25 protein-coding genes are annotated in these 23160 nt (G+C 51.9%); 6 read left to right on the top strand and 19 right to left on the bottom strand.

Going from position 1 to position 23160, the window contains the following annotated elements:
- Window positions 1-26 precede the first annotated feature (26 nt).
- Window positions 27-1157, bottom strand: a complete 1131-nt coding sequence (locus J2T14_RS15405; RefSeq protein WP_307200833.1) for a deoxyribonuclease IV — start codon at window positions 1155-1157, stop codon at window positions 27-29.
- Window positions 1158-1258: 101 nt separating this feature from the next.
- Here J2T14_RS15405 and J2T14_RS15400 point away from each other — a divergent pair, with 101 nt between their 5' ends.
- The 3 genes from J2T14_RS15400 (at window position 1259) to J2T14_RS15390 (ending at window position 3320) form a co-directional block, all read left to right on the top strand.
- Window positions 1259-1696 (top strand): DUF2621 domain-containing protein, encoded by a 438-nt coding sequence (locus tag J2T14_RS15400; protein WP_307200835.1) that lies wholly within the window; start codon window positions 1259-1261, stop codon window positions 1694-1696.
- A 190-nt stretch (window positions 1697-1886) separates the two neighbouring features.
- Window positions 1887-2393: a hypothetical protein gene (locus tag J2T14_RS15395; RefSeq protein WP_307472143.1), complete on the top strand. Its 507-nt coding sequence runs from the start codon at window positions 1887-1889 to the stop codon at window positions 2391-2393.
- A 15-nt stretch (window positions 2394-2408) separates the two neighbouring features.
- A complete protein-coding gene (locus tag J2T14_RS15390; protein ID WP_307472141.1) occupies window positions 2409-3320 on the top strand; it encodes a TIGR01777 family oxidoreductase in 912 nt (303 codons plus the stop codon).
- 20 nt (window positions 3321-3340) lie between these two features.
- On the opposite strand, the gene J2T14_RS15385 is transcribed toward J2T14_RS15390, so the two are convergent.
- The 16 genes from J2T14_RS15385 to J2T14_RS15310 form a co-directional block, all read right to left on the bottom strand.
- Entirely contained in the window at window positions 3341-4921 is a 1581-nt protein-coding gene (locus J2T14_RS15385) for a DUF6382 domain-containing protein (RefSeq protein WP_307472138.1), read from the bottom strand.
- Window positions 4922-4953: 32 nt separating this feature from the next.
- Complete coding sequence (locus J2T14_RS15380; RefSeq protein WP_307472136.1) at window positions 4954-5466, bottom strand: A24 family peptidase; 513 nt, start codon at window positions 5464-5466, stop codon at window positions 4954-4956.
- 18 nt (window positions 5467-5484) lie between these two features.
- Window positions 5485-6459: a TadE/TadG family type IV pilus assembly protein gene (locus J2T14_RS15375; RefSeq protein ID WP_307472134.1), complete on the bottom strand. Its 975-nt coding sequence runs from the start codon at window positions 6457-6459 to the stop codon at window positions 5485-5487.
- Window positions 6425-8707, bottom strand: coding sequence for a TadE/TadG family type IV pilus assembly protein (locus tag J2T14_RS15370; protein WP_307472132.1), 2283 nt, complete (start codon window positions 8705-8707; stop codon window positions 6425-6427). Before J2T14_RS15370 ends, J2T14_RS15375 begins: the two co-directional genes overlap by 35 nt.
- Window positions 8694-9422 (bottom strand): TadE family protein, encoded by a 729-nt coding sequence (locus J2T14_RS15365; protein ID WP_307472130.1) that lies wholly within the window; start codon window positions 9420-9422, stop codon window positions 8694-8696. The genes J2T14_RS15370 and J2T14_RS15365 overlap by 14 nt, the downstream gene beginning before the upstream one ends.
- A gap of 16 nt (window positions 9423-9438) precedes the next feature.
- A complete protein-coding gene (locus J2T14_RS15360; protein WP_307472128.1) occupies window positions 9439-9624 on the bottom strand; it encodes a Flp1 family type IVb pilin in 186 nt (61 codons plus the stop codon).
- Window positions 9625-9653: 29 nt separating this feature from the next.
- A complete protein-coding gene (locus J2T14_RS15355) occupies window positions 9654-10544 on the bottom strand; it encodes a type II secretion system F family protein (RefSeq protein WP_307472125.1) in 891 nt (296 codons plus the stop codon).
- Window positions 10545-10548: 4 nt separating this feature from the next.
- Complete coding sequence (locus J2T14_RS15350; RefSeq protein WP_307472122.1) at window positions 10549-11388, bottom strand: type II secretion system F family protein; 840 nt, start codon at window positions 11386-11388, stop codon at window positions 10549-10551.
- On the bottom strand, window positions 11385-12626 hold the full coding sequence (locus J2T14_RS15345) for a CpaF family protein (protein ID WP_307472120.1): 1242 nt from the start codon (window positions 12624-12626) through the stop codon (window positions 11385-11387). The genes J2T14_RS15350 and J2T14_RS15345 overlap by 4 nt, the downstream gene beginning before the upstream one ends.
- Window positions 12610-13779: a hypothetical protein gene (locus J2T14_RS15340; protein ID WP_307472118.1), complete on the bottom strand. Its 1170-nt coding sequence runs from the start codon at window positions 13777-13779 to the stop codon at window positions 12610-12612. Before J2T14_RS15340 ends, J2T14_RS15345 begins: the two co-directional genes overlap by 17 nt.
- Window positions 13780-14037: 258 nt before the next feature.
- Window positions 14038-14319, bottom strand: a complete 282-nt coding sequence (locus J2T14_RS15335) for a hypothetical protein (RefSeq protein WP_307472116.1) — start codon at window positions 14317-14319, stop codon at window positions 14038-14040.
- Between the two features lie 221 nt (window positions 14320-14540).
- The gene (ndk, locus tag J2T14_RS15330) at window positions 14541-14939 is read right to left on the bottom strand and encodes a nucleoside-diphosphate kinase (RefSeq protein ID WP_307472114.1); all 399 of its coding nucleotides are present in this window, start codon (window positions 14937-14939) and stop codon (window positions 14541-14543) included.
- A 32-nt stretch (window positions 14940-14971) separates the two neighbouring features.
- Entirely contained in the window at window positions 14972-15781 is an 810-nt protein-coding gene (locus tag J2T14_RS15325) for a pyruvate, water dikinase regulatory protein (RefSeq protein ID WP_307472111.1), read from the bottom strand.
- Window positions 15778-16413, bottom strand: coding sequence for a helix-turn-helix transcriptional regulator (locus J2T14_RS15320; protein ID WP_307200868.1), 636 nt, complete (start codon window positions 16411-16413; stop codon window positions 15778-15780). Before J2T14_RS15320 ends, J2T14_RS15325 begins: the two co-directional genes overlap by 4 nt.
- A 178-nt stretch (window positions 16414-16591) precedes the next feature.
- Window positions 16592-17959 carry a stalk domain-containing protein gene (locus J2T14_RS15315; protein ID WP_307472109.1) on the bottom strand — a complete coding sequence of 456 codons (1368 nt, stop codon included), beginning with the start codon at window positions 17957-17959 and terminating at the stop codon, window positions 16592-16594.
- A gap of 147 nt (window positions 17960-18106) precedes the next feature.
- Entirely contained in the window at window positions 18107-19891 is a 1785-nt protein-coding gene (locus J2T14_RS15310; RefSeq protein ID WP_307472108.1) for a M3 family oligoendopeptidase, read from the bottom strand.
- Between the two features lie 125 nt (window positions 19892-20016).
- Between J2T14_RS15310 and J2T14_RS15305 the strand changes: the two genes are divergently transcribed.
- Together J2T14_RS15305 and J2T14_RS15300 are read left to right on the top strand one after the other, a co-directional pair.
- The gene (locus J2T14_RS15305; RefSeq protein ID WP_307200874.1) at window positions 20017-20184 is read left to right on the top strand and encodes a YycC family protein; all 168 of its coding nucleotides are present in this window, start codon (window positions 20017-20019) and stop codon (window positions 20182-20184) included.
- Complete coding sequence (locus J2T14_RS15300) at window positions 20184-20423, top strand: hypothetical protein (RefSeq protein WP_307472106.1); 240 nt, start codon at window positions 20184-20186, stop codon at window positions 20421-20423. The genes J2T14_RS15305 and J2T14_RS15300 overlap by 1 nt, the downstream gene beginning before the upstream one ends.
- Before the next feature lie 63 nt (window positions 20424-20486).
- Here the strand turns inward: J2T14_RS15300 and J2T14_RS15295 are convergent, their stop codons facing one another.
- On the bottom strand, window positions 20487-21209 hold the full coding sequence (locus J2T14_RS15295) for a DUF2225 domain-containing protein (RefSeq protein ID WP_307472104.1): 723 nt from the start codon (window positions 21207-21209) through the stop codon (window positions 20487-20489).
- A 5-nt stretch (window positions 21210-21214) separates the two neighbouring features.
- Entirely contained in the window at window positions 21215-21604 is a 390-nt protein-coding gene (locus J2T14_RS15290) for a globin domain-containing protein (protein ID WP_307472101.1), read from the bottom strand.
- A 420-nt stretch (window positions 21605-22024) separates the two neighbouring features.
- Between J2T14_RS15290 and ylbJ the strand changes: the two genes are divergently transcribed.
- Window positions 22025-23101, top strand: a complete 1077-nt coding sequence (gene ylbJ, locus J2T14_RS15285) for a sporulation integral membrane protein YlbJ (RefSeq protein ID WP_307200881.1) — start codon at window positions 22025-22027, stop codon at window positions 23099-23101.
- Window positions 23102-23160: the final 59 nt, after the last annotated feature.

Below are 23160 nucleotides of genomic sequence, written 5' to 3'. Positions count from 1 at the left end.
CTTTGCTCTATTAGATTTGGACTCGCTTATACCGTAGCAAGCAGATGCTTGCCGCCGAACCAAGCTGTAATCCGCTGGTTGACTTGCTCCTCCGACAATGAAGAAGCAAGCGGGTTATCCGCCATCACAAGATCGTACAAACGTTCCATCGGTTCGCGCGGATCGGCTTTCTTCGCCTTTGCGTCGTTCTTGAGCAGCTCCCACACCGACAGCACATAAAGTCTGGAATCGATGTCCTGCTTGCCGAAGAAATGATGCAGACGCTCCACGTCCTCGAAGAACGACTCGCCTAGTCGTGCGCGGGCGTCGCCGCGAAGCAGCGCGATCTCCGCCTCGTACATCGGACGCTCCGTTTTGTCCTGCTTGCCGATCCAAGGCGTCTCGAGAATGAACGGACGGCCTTGGAGCGCCTCGTGATGCACGATATTTTTGATCGCGTCGTGACCTAACCAGCCTGCGCCGACCGGTGCGTGACGGTCTTTGCCTGCGCCAACCGGGTTTTTGCTATCATTAATATGGACGACTGCCACGCGGTTCAGACCTACCGTACGATCGAACTTCTCCATTACGCCGTCCAGATCGCCAATGAGGTCGTAGCCTGCGTCGTGCATATGGCATGTATCCATGCATACCGTTAGACGCTCGTTGTATTGAACCTTATCGATAATTGCCGCTATTTCCTCGAAGCTCCGGCCGATTTCGGTGCCTTTGCCGGCCATCGTCTCCAGCGCGATATTAACGTTCGTTTCCTTCGTGCCTTCTAGTACTTGATTGAGGCCATCTGCAATACGGGCAATGCCGAACTCAGCGTCCTTATCGGTATAAGCTCCCGGGTGAAGCACGATATTGCGTACGCCGATCTTATCGGTACGGCGTATTTCCTCCTGAAGGAAGTTGACAGCGAGCTCGAACGTATCTTCCTTGTAAGAGCCCAAATTAATGATATACGGCGCATGTACGACGATTTCATTAATGCCCGCCGCTTCCATTTCCGCTTTGCCTTCTTCAATATATAACGCATCAATCGGCTTGCGCCTCGTATTCTGCGGCGCTCCGGTGTAGATCATGAATGTGCTTGAGCCATATGACACTGCTTCTTGAGCCGCGTTAAGCAGCCCCTTGTCCGAAAACGATACATGGGAACCTATTTTTAGCATCCTTTAACCGCCCCTTTTTCGTTGATTCTCCCTATTTTACAAGGAATGTCGAAATAAATCTAGGAATACGGTATAATTCGTTTGTGAGGTGAATGTTAACGATGAAGGGTACTCCCGATTGGTTTATGTATTTTATTGTCTTTTGGGCAATTGTCATGGTCGGAGCTATGTCGGTTGGCGGATTTTTCATGTTTCGAAAATTTCTGAAGGTGCTTCCGATGCGGGACGGCAAGTCCAAGCTCGACTGGCAAAACTATTGGGTCGAACGCAGCCGCAGCATGTGGAACGACGACTCCAAGTCGCTGCTTGACGAACTCGTCTCCCCTGTCCCCAGCGCCTTTCGCGATATAGCTAAACATTCCATTGCAGCCAAGATCGGCCAAGTGGCCATCGAGCACGGTGCAAAATCCGTGACGCGCGAGCACTGCATCGAAGGATACATACGCGCAACGCCGAAGCGCGATTACCGCAGCCTAGTAACCTTTCTTGACCGCAAGGGCATCGACTATGCCCCATATAAACATTTGCTCAATAAATAATGAGGAGAAGCCGCTAATCCGCGGCTTTCTTCATTTGTTCCATAGTCTTGCGCTCACAAAATAAATGTAACCATTGCTATTCAACATTCGTTTATATGGGTACAAACACTTAACAGTGATTGCAAACTTTTTAGCGTATGCTAGTTAGAAACATTCCGCTACGCTACATTTACTTCAGGAGGTGGTTCACATGATGAACTCATCAAAACGCAAAAAACGTACGAAAGCAGCAGCGGCGGGCGCCGTATTGCTGGCCGTCATGCTCGCCGCAACAGCGTGCGGAGGAGACAATTCAAACAAGACGGGAAGCCAGAGTCCCGACGCTACGAATAATCCGCCGCAGCAGGTTGAAGATTTGCCGGATGGAAGCGGCATGGTCGACCCCGATGTAGAAGGCTCGGATAATACCGATACCGATAACAATGCCACGAACGACGGTGGCGGAAACGCTTCGGAAGGCGATACGAATGCGCCTGAGACGAAGTCGGATAAAGGCACGTTCACAGGTATCGTAGATACCCATTCCATAGAAATCGTAACGGCGTCGGGAGCTGCTGTATTCCAAATAACGGAAGATCAAAAAGCTGCGATTGATGCTCTGCCTGAAGAAGCCAAGGTGAAATTCGAGTATACGGAGAAGGATATCGATGGCGGCTTGAAACAACTATGGTTGTCCAGCATTGCACTAGATAACTAAAAAGGAGCGGGAACGATGCGGGTTGCGATCGCCGGGGGAACAGGATTTATCGGCAAGGCGCTGACGAAGGCGCTGCTGGCTCGATCTGATGAGGTTATTATCATTTCACGTGCCGGCAACAGGAACGAGAGTCCGATTGGATCTCCCAAAACGCTTCGTTATACGTCTTGGGACGATGTGGCGCGGACACCTTCCTTATTGGAAGGTATTGATGCGATCATTAACCTGTCCGGCGAATCGATCAACCAGCGCTGGACGGCCGATGCCAAGCATCGCGTCCTGCAATCTCGGCTTACTGCCGCGGCCCGCATCGCCGCTCTTCACGATGCGCTTGTACATAAACCGAAGGTCGTCATTAACGCGTCCGGCATCAGTGCCTACGGCATGTCGCTTGACGGCGAATTCGACGAAAGCAGTCCTATTTCTGTTACCGACTTCTTGTCGGGGGTAGTGAAGGAGTGGGAACGCGCTGCGGATTCCATACCTGCTGAGCGGCTGGTAAAGCTGCGCGTCGGACTTGTCATGGATCGTGCGGAAGGAGCCTTCCCGCTTATGGCACTTCCGTACAAGCTGTTCGGCGGAGGCCGGATCGGCAGCGGAAAGCAATGGCTCTCCTGGATTCATATCGACGACATCGTCCGTCTTATGCTGTTCTGCTTAGACAATGACAGTATCAGCGGCGCTGTTAATGCATCCGCGCCAAATCCGCTCCGCAACGATGCGTTCGGCCGCGCAATCGGCAATGCCATGGGGCGGCCGCATTGGTTTCCCGTGCCTGCCTTTGTATTGAAAGCAGCGCTTGGCGAAATGTCTGTGCTTATTCTCGAAGGCCAGCGGGCTCTCCCTCGCAAATCGATGAAGCTTGGATTTACATTTCTGTATCCGACCGCGGAAAGCTGCTTAAATGCGATTTTCGCTCGCAAATAAATTTCCGGAATGAATCATATCTATTCCAGACGCAACTCATAAATAGGCCCTTTAGCACCCGCCAGCTGTATGACATCGCCGGCGGTTATTTTGTATGCTTTATAAGGAATCATAGGCTCTCCGTTCAATGTGCTTCCGTTGCTCGAGCCAAGATCCTTAACCACCCTCTCGCCTTGCGAAGATTCGAATTCCAAGTGCATGCGAGAGACGCCGCTTGCCAGCTCCTCATATCCTATTTGTTCGCCAGCCCTCCCAATCCTCAGATTGGGTTCCAGCCATTCAATCACCGTTGTCTCCCCTTGCCATCGGCGATACAGCTTTGCTGTCAATTCAACTTTCTTCTCCTTCATGGGCTTGGCCAGGAGCACCGTCGGCTCGATGCCCGGCGTCGCGCGATTTTCTATAAGGGAAGTCTCGTTATCTACTGACTTCATTACTTGTTGAAAGTCAACACCACCGGATGCTTCATTATGATAGGTCTGCCTATCGTCCTCGTTTGCAGAAAATTTAAGGCTATAACGGTTTTGTTGTATCTGTTGATCCGGATTTATAGACTCTATTATATCTTCTGATGCGGCACTTAACCGGCTATATGCAAGCTCATGATCCTGATTCAAGATCGTACTCTGAATCGGCTTAGATATTTGGCTATTCCTTCTCCAGACGAATATAAAACCAACAACCAGCATAAGTGTCATCGCAGCGCTTATAAGCATCGTTTGCTTTGAAGGTGAAACGAGATACACAAACCGCCATATACAAGCTGTCGCGAGCAGCAGAACTGCTGCGCCGATCCATTTGGATCTGCCCGCATTCGCAGACTGTTGCTGAGCGGTTAGCTCTTCCTCTTCATCATTCAATTTCGAAATGGCTCGTTCCGACGCTAACGCCGGTATTGGCAGCACGGATTCAAGGGGCCCATCTTGCAACGAACGGATCGCCACTGGCATAGATTTAGGTGCGGCAGACATACTGGCCGACCATGCAGACGCATGATTAGACTCGACCGTCTCCACCATTACCGGCGTCATGCCTCCAATTAGCTCAAGCAGCGTAGACCGAAGCTCAACAAGCGGCCATTTGTTGCTGCTCAATTGGCGCAGCAATCGCTTCAAGCCTTCGCCGTCCAGCATATCCACGTTGGAAGTCCAACGAACGATAAGCGACATAAGCTCATTGGAGCTAGTTCCAGCTTCAGTCTCGGACGCCTTAATCGGAACGTAAGCAAGACGCACATCGTGCAGCTGTTCGCCAATGAAAATAAATGATTCGTTTAATAGGCAGCCTTCCGGCCTTAACATGTAATGGCGGCATTCGCTCAGCGCGTCGGTCAATCCGAGCACTAGCGTATAATACTGATGCATCGTTAAAGGCTCTAATTGAAGCCGATGCAGAAGCATTTTGTGCCCATCCAACGCGTAACGGAAAGTAACCTTCCCGTCCAGCTCGAACCAATCGACAGGCAATAGATACGGAATTTTTTCCCCGCGCAACATATGAAGTTCAATATCATCGAGGCTGCTCCGATTGATCCCTTCTTCCGTGTCAATCAACATTTCATGGCCGCGATTCATAGAGAAATCAATTCTAAAATTATGCAATCCGCTCTCTCCTTCCTCTTACCTATCTCTTTTCAACCCAGCATTATCCGCACGGTAACCGCCGCAGGCAAGACTGCGAGCATGAACGGAAACTTTTTGCCCGAATCTGCGAACCTCAGCCATTGCCTTTTCTTTGGCTCATCCCCCGGCAATAGCAACGCCGTCATTTCAACCGTCATTTTGCCGCTGAAAGAACGATAGATGACGGCGATGACAACGCCGATTAATCCTGCATACAGAATCGAGTACAACAGCAATTGCAGCACTGCGCCAACGCCAATCCATGCGCCTAGCGCCCCGAACAGCTTAACATCGCCAGCGCCGATGCCCTTGGCGAGGTGCAGAAGGAGCAGCGGAACGAAGCCTGCTGCAGCTCCGGCAACTGCCGCCGCGCCGTCATGGATGCCGCCTGCGATCAAATGGAACAGAACGCCGGCGCCAAAGAAAAAAATCGTTAACCTATTCGGTATGATCTGCTTGCTAACATCGGTAATGAATGCCACGATCAGAAGAACTGCCGCTGCTGTCAGAATCACTATGTTCACATCCCTCACCTCTCCTTCTTACTCCCCGTCTACCTTCTCCACTACAAAATAACGCGATACGGCATGCTCCTGCTGAGAAGCAGCCTCTGCCGTCAACATCCAGCTCCCTGGCGTCGTGTTGCCCGATACATGCCAAGTCCATGTCGCATAACCGTTGGCATCGGCTGTCGTAGCTCCCAAGTGCTTCGCTTTGCTATGTCCGCTTTTGTAAATGACGTCCAGTGAAACGGAAGTTCCTGGCGTTGTCTTGACGATAACCGTTGCTTTCCTGCCAGGCCGTACCGGAGTTGGCTCAATCGAGACGATTTGCAGCGGAACAATGTTCTCGCCCTCCGCTTCATGACCATAAGCGGCTGCGGCGGCATCGCTTACCCATACCCGTTCGGATGCTTGATCCCGCAAAATAATCGGCTTTCCGATGAATGGGAGCTTTAAAGGAAATTCATATTCGACCGACATCGTTAAGAGAGGTTCGGTCTCCTTCTTTAAATCAGGCAAAGCAAGATGGCTCAAACGTATTCGCTCCGGTTCAAGTATCGCCTGATCGGCAGCTTCTTGGAGCACCGGCTCAACGACCGAGCGTCCCAGCTCGGTGCCCGCCATATCCTGCAGCGGCTTCCAATTTCCTTGAAGCGCGGATGAGATCAGTTGTCCAGCCGGATCGGGGAGCCACTGGGCAGCTTCTCCGGCAATATCGCCCCAACTGCTCTTCGGCACCGGGGATGCTGCTTCGAGCGGATTAACTGCGGCAGCCTGCTGAAGTACCAGATCAATCGGATGGATATGTGCTGCAATCTGACGTACAGCTTGCGATGCTGCCGAGTGAAGAGCCATCTGAACTGCACATAGCCGAATGAGAACAATGAATACAAGGAGCAATATGAGAATAAGCGGCATAACTAACGAGGCCTCTACTACAATCGAGCCCTGCTCGCTATTAAGTCTCGTATTTGCCTTATCAATACGACGAGCCGATTGTTTGTATAGTCTCATAACGGTTGCCGACAACCCTTCCTCGCAGTAATCCAAACTTGCCCATCGCCTGCATCGCACCGGGCAAAAACCATAGATTCATCGATAATTTTGCTTCGCCGGTAATTGCAGATGGCGATGCCGACAGCACTGTACCCGTATTTTGCTCGATAACGGCGATCATGCGCGCCAGCAATCCTGCTTGGTCACTGCTATGAATAAGCATGAACAGCCGCAAGTAATCCAAATACGACACCTCTGTAGTCACATACTTAGACAGCGGAGCTGAACCGCGTTCCGTGAACGCAATCATGTCCTCCATCGTCTTCTCGAGACCGTAGATGAGCGCAGCGGATAAAATAAGAAGCGGATGGCCTAACGTACGGCTCTGGATCAGCCCTTCCATCGTTCGAATCGCCATCCGCACAGCGAACAATTCACCGTAAGCGGCAGCTAAATTGCTGATCGGATTATGAAAGCCGTATATCACATATTCAGCCTCCTGGTTGTGGAAGGAAATGGCTTGCGAGAGCACGCCCGTATCGCCGTTCAAGAGCATGGCACGCAAGTTCTGCGGGGCAAAAACCGTATACCTGTCCACGATATACTCACCGTAGTAAATCGAATCCCGCGAACGCTCCAGCATACCTGCCATGCCTGTAAACAATCCCCCCATGAATTGCTGCGATTGCTCCGCGGCATCATGCGCATTCCCCGCTGGGCCGTCTTCGGCCGTTTCCGCCGCATCAGCTTGCTTCTGATTAAACTGTAAATTATCGTTCCTCTTCTTCTGGATCTCCTCGTATACCTTTATATGCTCTTCCAATTGCGGAACGGACGAGAAGCCGTCAAGCATATTTCGAGCTTGCTGCCATAACGACTTTGCCTTCGCCTCCTGTTCCTTCAATCGGCTATTCAAATCTGCGTCTTGGAGCAAAGCTCGTCGTTTCTCGATAATCGTTGCTGGACGAATGTAGTCCTCATCATATTCGCCATAAGACAGCCTCATCGCCCCGATAGCGGACACGAGCGTATTGCCCGAGCTCATGGTGACAGGCCTTGATATCGCTGAAGATACATTCGTCTGGAATCGGCCTATATCCATATCAAATGCGGCTGCTGCCGCAATCTGACCCTCCAGCTCCCGTTTATATTGCTGGAACCAGCTGTCGGGTAGCAACATTTGCTTTGCTGATTGCTTGACCTCCTCTATATCGGAGACGGCGCTGCCTGGAAGCCGTTCTCCTCCCGTTCGATCCGCATGACTCCCAACTGCATCATAATCCGAACGATTCGCGGCAGCATTCACTTGCTGTTCCAGCAACTGCATCTCATCGTTCAGCTTCCTCGCCTTCTCAAGCTCTTGGAACGCGCTTGCCTTCAATTTAGCATGCTGCTGCTGCACGCTTGCACTCTGCCGGCGAAGACTGCCGGCGAACGAGATCGCGTGCTGCTCGTAAGCGGCTATGTCCTCGGCATACAACGGTTCCTCATCCTCTTGAAGCAATTCATCTTGCTGCACGTTCGCTGCATAGGCAGCGAAGCCAGCAGCTATCGCGACCGCCGTATCTCCATTACCGGCCGCTCCTCTTGCTTGGACGGGAATCATTGCATCTATTCCGCTGCCGCTAAGCGCTGCTGCCGCTTGCTCTTGCATGGCGAGCACGCGGGCAAGCGACGCTTCCCGATTCTCATACAGCCGCTTCATACTCTCCAGCAAGTTGACGGTAGCCGCAGCCTCTTTCATCTCGCCTGCCATTGGCGCAAACTTCGCCACAAGCTCCAGCGTAAAGTCAATCGGTGCTTTATATTTCATTTCCTCCAGCACCTGCCTGACGAATATATCATGGCTGCCGAGCACGTCAGCCATCAGAAGTTCTGACGTCTCAAGCTTTCCGTCAACGATGCTGAATCCGCTGCTGCCTGCTCCACTTTTTTCCTCTGTGTTCGCCGACACGACCTGCTCGAATATCGTTTGGCCGCTTGTGCCGCCCCTAGCGAACAGACCGTAACGCTCGTATAAGCCTGCATCGTAGGCAGATAAGACCGATCTTACCCCTGACCGTACGGTATCCTCTGCATGCTTATGCAGCGCTCCGATACGGGCATAATCAATGAGGACCGCAAAAAATAACAACAAAGAGGAAAGAACGATGACGGCAAACACAGTAACAGCCCCATCCTCCCGAAAGAGCAACGCTTTTACTCCACGTCCCTTCATACCGCTTCCCCTCTCGTTGATTGATCGTTCGCCATTATTGCGCCGCACCCCCGGTTGCTCCTTGATAAGGTACGAGTGCTTGCGCGGCTTGCGTCTTCGATAAAGGTGCTCCGCCACTGCGGTTCTGGAACCTGGTCGTATAATAGCGAACGAGATCGACATTGCGGATGAACTCAACAGGATCGACCACCTTAGCTGCAGCAACCGTCTTCGGCTCACGGCTTAACCAGCCGCCTTCCTGCCTATCTTGCGGGAAGGAAAGCGGCTGCTTCAGCTTCACTTGCACTTTGTTCTGCAATAGACCGTGTGCGAACGAAAGCTCGCCCTTGTAGTTCATCTCTTCCCCTCGCAGCCAGGAAGATGCCTGCATAAGCTTGCGCTCCGGCAAGCCGCCCGATTGTCCCGAATCATTAGCATCGCTCTGATTGCCTGACAGCTCCACTTGGGCATCACCCCCTCCGCCAGCCAAACCGAATAAGCTTTGAAGCATTTGGTTATCTCCGATTCTCCAATACAAGCCGTCATACTCAGGCTTCGCGAGCATGCCGCTTCTCGCATCGCGATTGCTGTTGTCCCAACCGAAGGCGGCTCTCTCCGCGGTAGAGGAAGCAGCGTAATAAACGATAACCTTTTGATAGATATACATCCCGAACACGATGAACAGCATTATGGTTGCAAGCAGCAACGGCATCACGATTGCCGATTCAAGCGTGAAGCTCCCGTTCTCGCATCGGGCCCAATCTGCAACACGTTTGGATGCCAATCGAGCTTTGCTGCCGTTAGGAGAAGATTTGATCCGCTTGGTCATCCGCTTTACCCATCAACCGCTCGATTAATTCAATTATCCAATCCTTGAATAACAAGGCAATAATGATCACGACAGCAATAATCAAAATAATTTCAAGCGTGCCGAGGCCTTCCTCGGACTTCCAAAATTTGCGTACCGCATTTTTCATCTTCTTCATCGTTCCTCTTCCTCTCGATCGTTGATTTTTTAGGACATTAATAGAACGGCCGGAGCGGCGACTAAAATCATTAAGACGAGCAAAATCCCTACGAGCGGAAATACGAGCTTGGAGGACGCCTCCTCGCCTCGCGATCTCGCGACCGCCTTCCTCTTTTCCCAGAGCGTGTAGGACAACTCGCGCAAGGCAAGCACGAAATGTTCTCCCCCGCGCCGATAATTGAGAAGCAGCACCGTTGTAAATACCGATACCTCTTGCACGGCGCATCTTCTGTTGAAGCGTTCAACCGCCGAGCTGAAGGAATGGCCGTTGCGAAGCGCGGTTACCGCATTGCCCCACTCGATATATAGCGGATGCTTCATTGCTTCCTTCCCATCCAAGCATCTCGCCAGGGCGTGCTGCACCGTCTCTCCTGCTCCTACGAGCAGCATCAGCTTGCTCAGCATATCGGGCAATTCAGCGATAATCTCCTGTTTGCGTCGCTCTACTTTGCGTGCAGCATCGACAAACTGTCGAAGCGGAAGTACGAAACCGAATACGACTCCCATCAACAGCAGAACCGGCTCACCGGATACCGAGCTAAGCCATGCGCAGACCGTTATAGCCGCATACCCGCTTGATGCCGCTAATCCTGCCGACGCCTTCGTTCGCTCAATCGTCCAATCGGCGCCGTTCAAAACGAGCAGCTTCATATGGTAGCTGCCAATCTGCAGCTGCATCGTATCGAACAGATGAAGACGCTCCATGAGGCGTGCGAACGGTTCTGTCAGCATAAGACTTTGGAAGCTCGACTTAAGCATCCGAGGCGCCGCTCGGCTTGATCTATAGGACATCCAGACGGAACGGAGCGCGCCCGCACCTACAATATAGAGCCATAAACCCGTTAAAATAATGGCAATAATGACAGCCAGCCCAATCATCCTCCTACATGCGAATATCCATCATCTTGCTCATGATCCAGAAGCAGAAAAGCAGCATTCCGAGTGCCGCAGTCAAGAGCAGGTATCCGGGCCCGCTGTACAAGGGAGCCATATAGTCCGGTCCCGCGAAGCTAAGGAATCCAAGGAAAACGAACGGTACAGCCATCATAATCTTCCCTTCGAACCGCTTCTGGGCAATCATCACCGCTATTTCCTGTTCGGTCTCCAGCTTCTCCCCGATGATGGCTGACGTACGCTTCATCACTTCGATCAAGTCTCCCCCCGACCTCTTGCATGCGGCAAGCGCGTCGGCGAATTGCGTAATCTCGTCAATCCCCGCCCGCTCCGCGAAGTTTCGAAGCGCTTGTTCAAGGGGCACCGCATTATCCAGCCGATTGCTAATAATCTGAAACTCGATCAGCAGCTCGGTTCGTGGATCGGGATATAACAGGCGCAGGTCATCCAACGTCGAGACAAACGCATTTTCGATCGAACGACCGGCGGCAAGCGAAGATACCAGCGAAAACAATGCCTCCTTGAATTGCAGCTTCAGCTTGTCCTTCCGTTGCTGCAGAAGCGCCGCCCTTCTGTACCTGGGAGTCATAACGCCTAGCATTGCAAGAAGCGCGGCAACGATCAAGGAATGGTAGAACAAATAGGCAGCAGCGAACAGAGCAAGCGCTCCAACTCCCGCGGCACTTGCAAATTGCGTGCGGCTCAGCTTGTATTCCCGATAATCGGGAAGTGTTGGCTGTGCAGCTAAGCCTGGTCTTGCAGGAGCAGATTCGCTCTCCCACCCGCACCAATAAAGGATGCTCCGAATTCGTTGCACGCTCGTGCTCATACAGCCTCCCCGCCCCTCCGCTGTCGACCAGCCATAACAAGCTTGTCCGTATGGAGCAGAGCGTTGCCCGTAGGGCGCAGCTCGCCGATTACTTTGCCATCCGCCTCTCCATCCTCATGAAAGCGAAACAACGGATTCATTTGCACCTCGCCGCCCTCCATCCCTCGGATCTCGCATATTTCCGTCACCTTCCTCGTCCGGTCCCGGAAGCGGGAGAGATGGACGACAATGTCGATCGCGGACGCAATCTGCTGCCGAACGACCTGCACGGGCATATCCGCCGCGCTTAATACCATCGTCTCCAGCCTAGCGATCATATCTTTCGCTCCATTCGAATGCCCGGTAGACATGGAGCCGCTATGCCCAGTGTTCAGCGCTTGAAGCATATCCAAAGCCTCTCCGCCTCGAACCTCGCCGACGATAATTCGGTTCGGTCTCATCCGCAGCGAAGCGCGAATGAGATCGCGGATGGTCACTTCCCCTCTACCCTCCGTATTCGCATTGCGCGTTTCTAACGACACAAGATTAGGCAATGTTCTAATCTGCAGCTCGGCTGAATCTTCGATCGTCACGATACGCTCGTCGCTCGGTATGAATTGCGACAACGCATTAAGGAAGGTCGTCTTGCCTGTGCCCGTCCCGCCGCTAATGAAAATGTTGTACTGCGACGCGATCAGTTCCTCCAAGAAACGGGCCGCTTCCACCGACAATGAGCCGTAAGCGATGAGCTGCCGCATCGTCGGCGGCTGCTCCGGAAATTTTCGAATCGTCATGCAAGGACCTTTGAGCGCTACGGGAGGAAGCACGACATGTACCCTCGAGCCGTCCTTCAGCCGAGCATCGACGATCGGCGACGATTCGTTCACGACGCGATTCACGCTCGCTACGACCGCTTGTATCAGATCCTCCAGCCGTTCCCTGCTCTCGAAGGCTACAGGGTGCAGCGTCATTCTCCCATGACGCTCGATGAAGATTTCCGCGTGATGATTAATCATGATCTCCGTCACTGAAGCATCTTCCATGAGCGGCTGCAAAATATCAAGTCCGCGGAAAGAATGGAATAATCTACGCACGAGCGAAACTTTTTCGTTAGCCGTCAACGGATTGCGGCTGCACCATTCGAATACCGTTTCTTCCGCGATTCGCATCAGACTGTCATCAGACAGCGTCCCGTTAAAATCGATCTTGACGCGGACGTTATTGCGAAGCGCCAGAACCTCGTCATCCGTTAACGGCATGCTGTTCTCCGCCTCTCATCATATAATTCATGAGCCTGCCGGCCGCCGCTCTATAGGCGGGCGACGACAGCAGCTTCGCCGATGTCGCGTTATGCCATTCCGGCGCTTCCGGCAAAGCAATCGGCATATACGGAATGCCGTCTCGATTCATGGTTGGCGGCAACGCGTTCTTCTTCGCGCGATTATGAATGAGATTGACCCTCTGTGAAATGCGCTGGAAGCGCGCGCCCCACTTCTGCTCGCCATAGCGATAAGCCAGCCTTTGCTTGGCAAGAATGCCCTCGTCATCGCTAACGAGCCATAATATCTGATCCGAGCTTTCCAGCAGCGTCATATGCAGCTCGTCCATGCCATCGTCGAGATCGACGATAATGAGATCGTATTGTCCAGACTTCTTAATCAGGGCAAGGAGCCGAGCCGCATCGTCGGCGCCCAGCGTAATCCGGTCCTCCGTATTCGTGCAGGCAGAGAGAAAATCCCCTTTCAACAACGAATGCCGCTTGCGATGCTCGGACAACCATTGACCCGCATGCTCCGGTTGTGACTTCAGCTCGTACAATAGTTCGGATAAGCCTTCTTCCGCTCCCGCATAATGGGTATTCCCTAGCCATACGCCCGCAGAATGCCACCGCTCCAAGTTCAGGTAGAACGTTCGGCAATGCTGGGATCCCGCAGCATTCGTCAGATGGAGCGCAAGCGCCGTCTTCCCCGTACCGCCGGAAGAGGAATAGACCGTAACGACCTTCGCGCCTTCCTCCGGGGCAAGCACGGCTGCAGCGGAAGAGGAATGGCCTGCAGAGGCGGCATAAATATCTAGCAAACCTTGCAGCAAAGACGGAAGAGGCTGATATTGCAGCAATTCCTGCTGCTGCCCGTTACTTTCGCCCCGCTTCAATACAAGAGCAACGGTCAAAATACGATCGAGCTGTTCTGCTGCCACCATCCTCTCCGCTCTCAGCTCGGCATATAGCCCTGGCTGTGACGCGAGCAGGTCAATCGTATACCCTTTCTCGACATGCTCTCCCAGCGCCTTTGCGTTCGTGAATGCGATCAATTGCCACTGCTGACCGAACGGACTTTCGCGTATATATTCCGCCAGCCGTCTCACGTATTCTTGCTCCTTCGCCGCTACAGCAAGCTGATAACGTTTCATTGCATACGCCTCCTTCTCAGAAAAACAAACGCAAAAAAAGCACCATACAGGACGCTATTTCTAGCGTCATATACGGTGCTTCCGCGGTTGCTCGTATTTACTTTGGTTAAAATTTACCATATTGCACTGCCATTCGTCAACTATAATCATTGCAATTTTGGATACGAAAATTCTCTTAATAAATTCAAATACTTAAAGCTTATACACGAAAGCATGAGCAAAAACGTTTTGTGGTATCTCCTATATCCAAATAATTTACTATTGTATTAATTCTATCTCCAAAACTTCTAAAAGATCCGCATCCCACACATCGTTGGAAGTCTTTTTCTCGATGATAGCTCTTATACTTTGACCCTCTTGATAATTAGCTGCTTTGTCTACAAATAACTCACCGTATTTATCAATAGTTATGGAGTTATTGGTAATATTCACATTGTTGATCATTCCCTCTATAGTGAACACTTCATTTTTTTGACTGCAACCAATGCTTACAAGCAGAATAAAGATTATAATTAATGAAGCCATTGTTCTCAACATCATTACCACCCCTTTGAACGTCTCATGCTATCATATATCCTTCAACGCAACAGCTTATTTGAATGTTGCTTTATATAATCCTCTTCTCCTAAAAGGAACAAACGCAAAAAGCACCGTACAGAACGCTGTGCAAAGCGTCACATACGATGCTTCCGTGATTTTTCTCATTCATTTCGTTTAATATTCACCAAATCCCCAGCATATTGTGAATATTATTGAAGCCATCAATGGAAAAACAGCTTGATTTCCCGTTCAGCGCTCTCTTCCGAATCCGAGCCGTGAATAATATTGCTGGCAACGTCGAGCGCATAGTCGCCGCGAATCGTTCCGACAAGCGCTTCGGACGGATTCGTCGCGCCGATCAGCGCTCTTGCGTTCTTAATCGCGTCCTTGCCTTCCCAGATCATCGCGAACACTGGACCGGATACGATGAAGTCTACGAGCTCGCCGAAAAACGGCTTCGCGTTCAAATGCTCATAATGTCGCTCGGCATGCTCCCTGCTTAGATGCATGACCTTTGCATCGGTCAGCTTGAAGCCTTTTTCCTCGAATCTGGCAACAATGCGTCCTACAAGCCCCCTTGCATATCCATCGGGCTTAACCATTACAAACGTTCTGTCCATAAAGATCCCTCCATCTCTAACGGTATAGCCATTTATCGGTAAAGCCATTCAATAATAATGCCGGCCGTTTCCTCAATTGCACGGTTTGTTACGTCTATGATCGGACAATCCAACGAATTCATGACACCTTCTGCGTATTGCAGTTCCTCTTTGATGCGCTCCGGCGACGCATATTGCGCCGACGAAGGAAGTCCCAGCGTCTTAAGCCGCTCCGTCCGTATCCCCAGCAAATGCTCAGGCTGCATCGTCAGACCGACGATCAGACGTCCGGGAGCCGGTTTTAATTCCTCAGGCAAATTAACCTCAGGCATAAGCGGCAGGTTCGCCGTCTTAATTCCTTTATGCGACAAGAAGACGCTAAGCGGCGTTTTCGACGTTCGCGACACTCCGATCAGCACGACCTGCGCTTGCACGAAGCCTCTCGCATCTTTGCCGTCGTCATATTTGACCGCAAATTCGATGGCGTCCATTCGGCGATAATAGGCATCGTCCATAGAATGAAGCAAGCCTGGCTCGCGCTTCGGATAGCTGCCGAACGTATCGACATAAGCCTGCATCATCGGCCCCATCACATCGACGGCGCGAACGCCCCGCTTAAGCGACTCCTCCTTCATTAATTCACGCAACTCCGGCTGAACGAGCGTATAACTGATGAATCCGCCAGTTCCAGCCGCTTCCGCAACGATACGAACGATCTCATCCTCCGACTTCAAATGTCCATATCGCTTTATCTTCACAAGCTCTGACGAAAACTGGCGAAGCGTCGCTTTCGCTACCGCCTCCGCCGTCTCCCCCACCGCATCCGAGCATACGTATATAATTTGCTCTGTCAATTGTGTCATAGATCCTGCTCCCCCAAATCCGGAGCCGCCGCAATGTCGGCCAACAGACGTATAATGTTCGATTTCGATACCCATCCCGCAATCTCGGGGTAAGGCGATTGCTCGTCGCTTGGTATGATAACCGGCAAGCAATCAACCTGATGAAGCGACATTTTGCGTATCGCATCCAACACGGAATCGTCTTGCATTAACGTTACGATATTCGGGTAACGGGTCATGACCATACTTACGGGAATCGATGTTGCTCCTGCATTGCCAAGCGTGATTTTGAGCAAATCCTTCGGCGTTACAATGCCTGCAAAGCCCTTGTTCTCATTAACGACAAGCAAAGTGTCGGCATTCTCGGTGAATAGGGTGATGACCGCATCATGCACCGATAGCGAGTCCGGCACGTTAACCGGAACCCCCTGCACTTCCCGCACCTTCAAGCTGCTTAGACGCTGCATGGCTTCATCGCTCGCCCGGTATGCATTTCCGAGGAAATAACCGACCTTAGGTTTGGCGTCCAAATGCCCAAGCATAACGAGCAGCGACAAATCCGAACGCAGCGTCGGTCGGCTTACGCCGAGATATTCAGCTAATTGTTCACCGGTAATCGGCGCATGCTTCTTAACCAGTTCCACTAGCTCCAATTGACGCGAAGATAGTTGAATCGGACTCCCCCCTTAAAAAGTACAAGCGTAATTTGCCTTTTAAAATTCTTTTGTATGACTCTCAATATTACCAATATAACGCTATTAATCGTCATTTAATATATCATAATAAGATATGATGTACAACATATAAGGGCGCATCCTTTATATTAAACCGCTATTCTGCTATTGTTAATTCAACTCGGCTTCTTGCCGAATCCCATTTCACCGTTCCGCCTATCGCTTCCGCTACAAAACGCAACGGCACCATCGTGCGGCCTTTTATGATTTGGGCAGGCACATCGAGCTTCGTTTGTTTCCCGTCGATTATCGCTTCAGTGCTCCATACGACGAGCTCGACTTTTTGATTGCCGTATTTTATCGTCACTTTATCTTTGTCATAGTTCACAGTGCCTCCTAGCGCTTCAAAGAAGCCGCGTACCGGAATCAGCACTCTGCCGCCCGAAAACAAAGGCGAAGGTTGTATGGCGATCGTCTTACCGTTCAGCATGACGATGATTTGCTTCGTCACTTTAACAGGCTTTACTTTAAGCCCGCTCGGCTTCTCCTGCGGCGGAAATCCGCCCTCGGGCACGCCTATCCATGCGCCAACAGTGCCGTCCTTGTACAGCACCGTTCCACCTTTGTATTTTGCCGCCGCCGCCTTTATTCCCGAAAGCCCCTTGACTTGCTGAAAAGCATAGGATATGCCGAATCCCCATGACCATATCGAGCCGTCCTGCTTCACAATAAGCGAATAGTCGCTGCCGCGGTCGTCCGCCGAGCCGGCTATCGAGTTTATATTACGGGAAATTGGAGATAAATCGATATCAGGAGAGTAGGCGCCGCCTCCGTGCCTTACTAAATAGTCGTTCTTCCATAGATCGTACACGCCCCATTTGTCCGATAGGGCTAGTCCGTCTCCAAGATAGGCTATATTCAAGGCCACGACCGCCGGCTCTTCATATAATATTCCTTTGGTATTGAAATTCCAGGTCCAAAGATTTCCCGAATGATCGAGCGCGTAATTGTCGTTTACCGTCTTGATGTCTATCAAACCGGGCACCTTGGAGGCAATTCGCTTTTCCGGATCGATGTACCAAACAATGCCGGAAAGGTCTACCGCATATCTGCCTACTACCATAAGGCACTTCGGAAGCCCGGCAATCTGTACCGGTTCCGTTTGATAAAATGCATGCTGGCTTAACGGGCCATCCGTATCGATCATCGCGGTATTAGCCTTTGTTCCCCACAGCCAGACGCTCCCGTCTTTCTTGACCGCCCCGCCGACGAAACCGTCGCTCCAAAACGACTCCACCTGCTCCAAGAGCGGCTTCGCCGCGTACTCGCCGTCATCCCAGCCCCATAATACGGCATTTTTATCCAAGGCATGATTATTCGATATTTGCACGATTCCGGCCAACGGCACTTGGGCGGCGGCTGCTTCCGTTTTCAATCCAGGCAAAACCGCTAACGTTAAGGCGGCAACCAACAGCACAGTCAACCATCTGCGCAATTCTATGTACTTTTTTGAACGACTAATCACGTAATCACTTCTCCCTTGTATTAAAGTCTCGCCTATTAAGACGCTAGATCATTACTGATAGTTCCTTGTTTTGGAAAAAAAGAAAAACCACTCCCCGTCATCGCATGACGAAAAGAGTGGTCGGACATAAATCATTACTTCGTGCGATCAAGCGTTTGTCATTTCAATAAACAGCTGCACGTCATCGGCCGTAAGGGCGACCGCCTCCCGCCAGAAGTCGCTTTCTTCAAGGTTAACGCCCAAATGAAACGATGCCAGCTCCTCGACGGTCATTCGGCCCGTATCCCGAAGCAGCGCGACGTATTTGCCCGCAAACGCCGGACCCTCTTGTTGCGCTCTGGCATAGATGCCCGCGCTGAACAAATAACCGAACGTATAAGGGAAATTGTAGAACGGCACATCCGTTAAGTAAAAATGCAGCTTCGATGCCCAAAAATGAGGGTGCGCCTCGCCCAGCATGTCGCTGAACGCCTCACGCTGCGCCTCTTCCATCAGCTTGCTGAGCGTCTCGGCCGAAACAAGACCTTCTCTCCGCAGCTCGTAGAACCGGGTCTCGAACAGAAAGCGAGCATGAATATTCATGAAGAACGCAACCGAGCGCTGGATTTTATCCTCCAGCAGCCCAAGCTTCTCATCGGCATCCGATGCCGTCTTGAGCGCCTTGTCCGATACGATCAGCTCGGCGAAAGTCGAAGCCGTCTCCGCCACATTCATCGCATATTCTTGCGATAAAGGCGGCAAGTCGTTCATGACATGCTGGTGATAAGCATGACCCAGCTCATGGGCTAACGTCGAGATGTTCGACGCCGTGCCGGAATAGGTCATGAAGATGCGCGTCTGCCCGCTCTTCGGAAACGACGTGCAGAAGCCGCCGGGGCGCTTGCCCGGACGATCCTCCGCTTCGATCCAGCCCTTAGCGAACGCCTGCTTCGAGAATTCGGCGAGCTCCGGACTGAACTCGCGGAACTGCTCGACGATGAACTCGGCTGCTTCCTCATAAGGAACGATTCGTGCCGATGCGCCAAGCGGCGCCTCCACGTCATGCCAGTCGAGCTTCTCTACGCCTAGCAGCTTCGCCTTTCGCTCCAAATAACGGACAAGCGACTGCTTCCCATCCTGTATCGCCGTCCACATCGACGTTAGCGTTGCCTCGCTCATCCGGTTCATCTGCAGCGGCTCTTGCAATACGGACGTCCATCCGCGCTTGTCGTACAGCTTCAGGCGGAAGCCTGAGATACGATTCAGCACCTCCGCGCATAAATCTCCTTGCTCCGACCATACGCGCTCCCATTCGGCGAATGCAGCCTGGCGGACCGAACGCTCGCCTTCCGACAGCCGATTATGCATCTGGCCTGCGGAAAGCGAACGTCTCGCTCCGTCTGAACCGACATCCGTAAACTTCGCCCTCGACACAATCGTGTTATAATAATCGCCCCAGCCATGATAGCCATCAACGGAAAGATCGCCTGCGAGCGCCTCCAGCTCGGGAGCCATCTTCCGTTTCGCCAGCTCGCGCCGCTCTTGCAGGCTGAACGCTATCTCCGACAGCTTCTCGTGCTTAAGCAGCGCGGCCCACACGCTGTCCGGATAAGCCCGAAGCGCATTGTCATAACGGGTAAGCACACCGATAAACATAGCGGAAAGCGTCTTTACTTTGTCATTCAACGAATTTGCAGCCGTATCGCGCATATTCGCGGCCATCAAGCAAGTTACAAAGGAATCGGTCTCTCTCAGCCGCAGCAGCACGGATTGTACGACCTCGGTGAGCTGTGCCAGCCTGTCAGCGTCCGGTAAAGATTCACCGGCCAGCCCTGCATCAAGCCTCGCCATATCGGTTTCCATCCCTTTAAGCTCTTGCAACAAGGAAGCCGATGCCGAGCCGCCTTCATAGATCGTGTCAAGCTCCCAAGTAAGCGGGTATTGTCCTGCCATCTTCATCATCCCTTTACCGTTTATTTGCGCAATTGTTTCTGACGGTGTATAACTTATAGTAATATTACCACATAACAATTAAGAAATATCCACCCGCTGCGGGATGTTGAATGGAGGAATCATATATGTCTAAACCATTGCAAATATCAGCCGAGACGGCTGTAAAGCTATCCAAACAGCTTGGCGTGCCTATCGAGCATCTCATGCATATGCCAAAGCACATTTTGCTCCAGAAGCTGGCCGAGCTTGCGAAGCAGGAAGGTCCGGCAACGGACGAGAACGGCAACAGCTAATGGTGCCTTTCGAGAGAACTTGGCCTTATGACATCATTATGGGCGATATCTACGTCTCGAGCTGCCCGTTCTGCGATGGGGAAAACGTACTGCTTCCGCTTCGCCCCGAAGAGCTTAAGCTTATCCAAGAGGGCAAGAAACGTTTGCTTGTTTTCCCATGCTGCCATAATCAAATAACGGTCATTGACATTGATCGCGACTATTTGCTCGCCGACCGTGCGCTCCCCGGACGCAAATAATACAGGCAAAGAGGCCGGCCTCTGCAGTCACCTTAGCGGTGATTGCCGGGGTCGGCCTCTTATTTATGCGAATGACGCTATTCCATCTCCGCTTCCTTGCTCGGTTGGATCGCTCATCTCGCCATTAAGCATGGCTTCCTCGCGAATCAATTGCCATTGCTCGCGGCTGGCGCGGATCATCGCCGAGTCCATAATTTTCTTGTCATTGACTACGCGTGTGAACCATCGCACAGCTTCGTTCCGCTTGCCGATTCTACGGTGCAGCTCGCCGATGATGTACATAAGCCTCGCATTATTAAGCGAAGCGCCCTCTTCCTCATAGACGCGAATATAGGCTTGAAGCGCGAACCGCAAAAACCGCTGTTCTTCGGCTTTGTTGGATTCGTATCGGTTCATCCAAGCAATATGATGTAATATACCGGCAATAACGCGATCCTTCTCGCCAACCGCTTGCGCGCTAATAAGCGCCAGCTTATAGCAAGCCATTGCTTCCTTCTCCGTACGCTCGCCGCCATAATTGGCCGGCACCCAGCGGCTCCCCGCTGCCTCCATATACTTTCGCTTCTGGGTATCGTTAAGTCGGTCAAGTCCGTTCTCCGTTGAGGCGAAGCCGCATGTCGGACATACGCGCACAACATAAAAGTCGGGATTAACGCCAGCCTTGTAGTAACCGCAAAAATCTGTATCCGTAGCGATTGCTTTCTTGAAACTCGGGCGCACTCTTGATGTCATAAACGGCGTTTCGCAGCAAATACACTGTAGCTTAGATTGATAGAGCGGTTCCATTGAACTCACGTCTCCTCTTCGAGTGTGTTAACAAAGTGATGCGCCGGGCCGGACAGCCTGTCAATGACGATCGCTTGCAACTGCTCCTCTACTCCAATCTCCGAAAGCGCTCTTCGCATACAATCCAGCCAAGCCTCCGCACGCTCAGGCGTAATCGGAAAAGGCAGATGCCTAGCTCGCATCATCGGATGTCCATATTCGTCGGAGTAAAGCGAGGGCCCTCCAAAAAATTGCGTCAAAAACATATATTGCCTGTCCATTACCGGGTCTATATCAGCGGGAAACAGCGGTCCCAGCAGAGGGTGCGCTTGCACCTTTGGGTAAAAAGACTCAACCATTCTTCTTATAGTCCCAGCTCCGCCGAGCGCTTCATAAAGGCTTATATTCCTATTCATCGTCATTTTCAGCTCCATTATGTAGGTCTTTTGAATTATTTTTAGAGAAAAATGTTTCCTTATTATTAGTATAACACTTATGTACGATTGTATAGAAAAAAAGCCCGCATCGAATATGCGGACTGCTTGATTGTAAGGACGGTATCTAACCTTAATAGTCTTCTTCACCAGTTGAGGAAAGCGACTCTCGGATAACATAGACGAACGCGCAGACAAGAATGCCAGCAATATAACTCATGCTCATCACTCCAAGCTTTTAAAGGTAGCTCTATTGTACCACATTTCGACGTATTAATGTAAACGTTTTCTTTGTGATCCAAAAATTATTTTCGCGGTCTGCAAGTGATGGATGTCCACCCTTCGGCATATACGTGTAGGAGGATGAATTGACTCGTCCACTTCGCAAAGGAGGCGGCTAGCGTGCTGCGTACTTTCATTCATCCGTTATCGTTAACGGCGTTCGCCGCATTATCCGTTGCTCTTCTTATGACGATCTATCCTGCCGAGACGCTGACCTCGTCGCTACGCGGGCTGTCGATTTGGTGGGAGGTACTGTTCCCGGCGCTCTTCCCTTTCTTCGTCATCTCGGAGCTGCTGCTCGGATTCGGCATCGTCCATTTCTTCGGCAAGCTGCTTGATCCGCTTATGCGGCCTCTATTCAGACTGCCTGGCAGCGGCGCTTTCGTCGTTGCGATGGGTTATATATCGGGCTATCCGGTCGGAGCGAGGCTAACCGCTCAACTCTGGGAGCAGCGGCTTATTAATCGTTCCGAGGGAGAGAGGCTCGTCGCGTTCACCACGACTTCCGATCCCGTCTTCCTCATCGGCGCAGTGGCGGTCGGCTTCTTCCATAACGTCGCTCTGGCGCCGCTGCTCGCGGCAGCGCATTACGGCAGCGGGCTGCTCATCGGCCTTGCGATGCGCTACCATGACCGTCATGCTCCGATGACATCAAGCAGGCGGCCGCCCTTAAGAGCGGATGGCAGTCAGCGCCGTCCTTCACGTATCGCCGTCGCATTGAAAGCGATGCACGAGGCCAGACTGCTCGACGGCAGGGGACTTGGCCGCTTGCTGCAGGATGCCGTCGGCTCCGCTCTTCGCCTTATGATTGTCGTGGGAGGACTCGTCGTCTTCTTTTCCGTCGTCATGGAGATGCTTACGCGCGCAGGACTCGTTCAAGCTTTGGCCGAGGTTCTTCGGTTATTGTTCACGGCTGCAGGTTTGCCTGCTCCGCTTGCGGACGCGGGCGTATTCGGCATATTCGAGGTAACGCTAGGCTCGCGCGCAGCCGGAACGGCGGATACGCTGCTTATCCACCAAGCGGCAATAGCCGCGTGGGTGCTGTCCTGGGGCGGCTTATCGGTTCATGCGCAGGTTGCCAGCCTGCTCAGCAAGACCGATCTGCGCTACCGGCCGTTCATGCTTGCAAGACTGCTGCACAGCTTCTTGGCTATGGCGCTCATCTATCTGCTATGGAATGCGCTTGGCCCTGCATAATAAGAGCAAGCCCTTTTTTTCCATTGCATGCACGCATTGAATTCAATCGGAATTTCCTT

Origin of the sequence: Paenibacillus harenae, assembly GCF_030812415.1 — a bacterium.
Lineage (GTDB): Bacteria > Bacillota > Bacilli > Paenibacillales > Paenibacillaceae > Pristimantibacillus > Pristimantibacillus harenae_A.
The sequence above is the reverse complement of the archived record's forward strand: the minus strand, read 5'-3'. Positions and strand labels throughout refer to the sequence as shown.

Excerpts from the sequence above, each read along its gene's own strand:
- J2T14_RS15405 (WP_307200833.1), bottom strand. The coding sequence starts at position 1,157 with ATGCTAAAAATAGGTTCCCATGTATCGTTTTCGGACAAGGGGCTGCTT.
- J2T14_RS15400 (WP_307200835.1), top strand. The coding sequence starts at position 1,259 with ATGAAGGGTACTCCCGATTGGTTTATGTATTTTATTGTCTTTTGGGCA.
- J2T14_RS15395 (WP_307472143.1), top strand. The coding sequence starts at position 1,887 with ATGATGAACTCATCAAAACGCAAAAAACGTACGAAAGCAGCAGCGGCG.
- J2T14_RS15390 (WP_307472141.1), top strand. The coding sequence starts at position 2,409 with ATGCGGGTTGCGATCGCCGGGGGAACAGGATTTATCGGCAAGGCGCTG.
- J2T14_RS15375 (WP_307472134.1), bottom strand. The coding sequence starts at position 6,459 with ATGAGACTATACAAACAATCGGCTCGTCGTATTGATAAGGCAAATACG.
- J2T14_RS15360 (WP_307472128.1), bottom strand. The coding sequence starts at position 9,624 with ATGAAGAAGATGAAAAATGCGGTACGCAAATTTTGGAAGTCCGAGGAA.
- J2T14_RS15355 (WP_307472125.1), bottom strand. The coding sequence starts at position 10,544 with ATGATTGGGCTGGCTGTCATTATTGCCATTATTTTAACGGGTTTATGG.
- J2T14_RS15350 (WP_307472122.1), bottom strand. The coding sequence starts at position 11,388 with ATGAGCACGAGCGTGCAACGAATTCGGAGCATCCTTTATTGGTGCGGG.
- J2T14_RS15345 (WP_307472120.1), bottom strand. The coding sequence starts at position 12,626 with ATGCCGTTAACGGATGACGAGGTTCTGGCGCTTCGCAATAACGTCCGC.
- J2T14_RS15340 (WP_307472118.1), bottom strand. The coding sequence starts at position 13,779 with ATGAAACGTTATCAGCTTGCTGTAGCGGCGAAGGAGCAAGAATACGTG.
- J2T14_RS15335 (WP_307472116.1), bottom strand. The coding sequence starts at position 14,319 with ATGATGTTGAGAACAATGGCTTCATTAATTATAATCTTTATTCTGCTT.
- ndk (WP_307472114.1), bottom strand. The coding sequence starts at position 14,939 with ATGGACAGAACGTTTGTAATGGTTAAGCCCGATGGATATGCAAGGGGG.
- J2T14_RS15325 (WP_307472111.1), bottom strand. The coding sequence starts at position 15,781 with ATGACACAATTGACAGAGCAAATTATATACGTATGCTCGGATGCGGTG.
- J2T14_RS15310 (WP_307472108.1), bottom strand. The coding sequence starts at position 19,891 with ATGGCAGGACAATACCCGCTTACTTGGGAGCTTGACACGATCTATGAA.
- J2T14_RS15305 (WP_307200874.1), top strand. The coding sequence starts at position 20,017 with ATGTCTAAACCATTGCAAATATCAGCCGAGACGGCTGTAAAGCTATCC.
- J2T14_RS15300 (WP_307472106.1), top strand. The coding sequence starts at position 20,184 with ATGGTGCCTTTCGAGAGAACTTGGCCTTATGACATCATTATGGGCGAT.
- J2T14_RS15295 (WP_307472104.1), bottom strand. The coding sequence starts at position 21,209 with ATGGAACCGCTCTATCAATCTAAGCTACAGTGTATTTGCTGCGAAACG.
- J2T14_RS15290 (WP_307472101.1), bottom strand. The coding sequence starts at position 21,604 with ATGAATAGGAATATAAGCCTTTATGAAGCGCTCGGCGGAGCTGGGACT.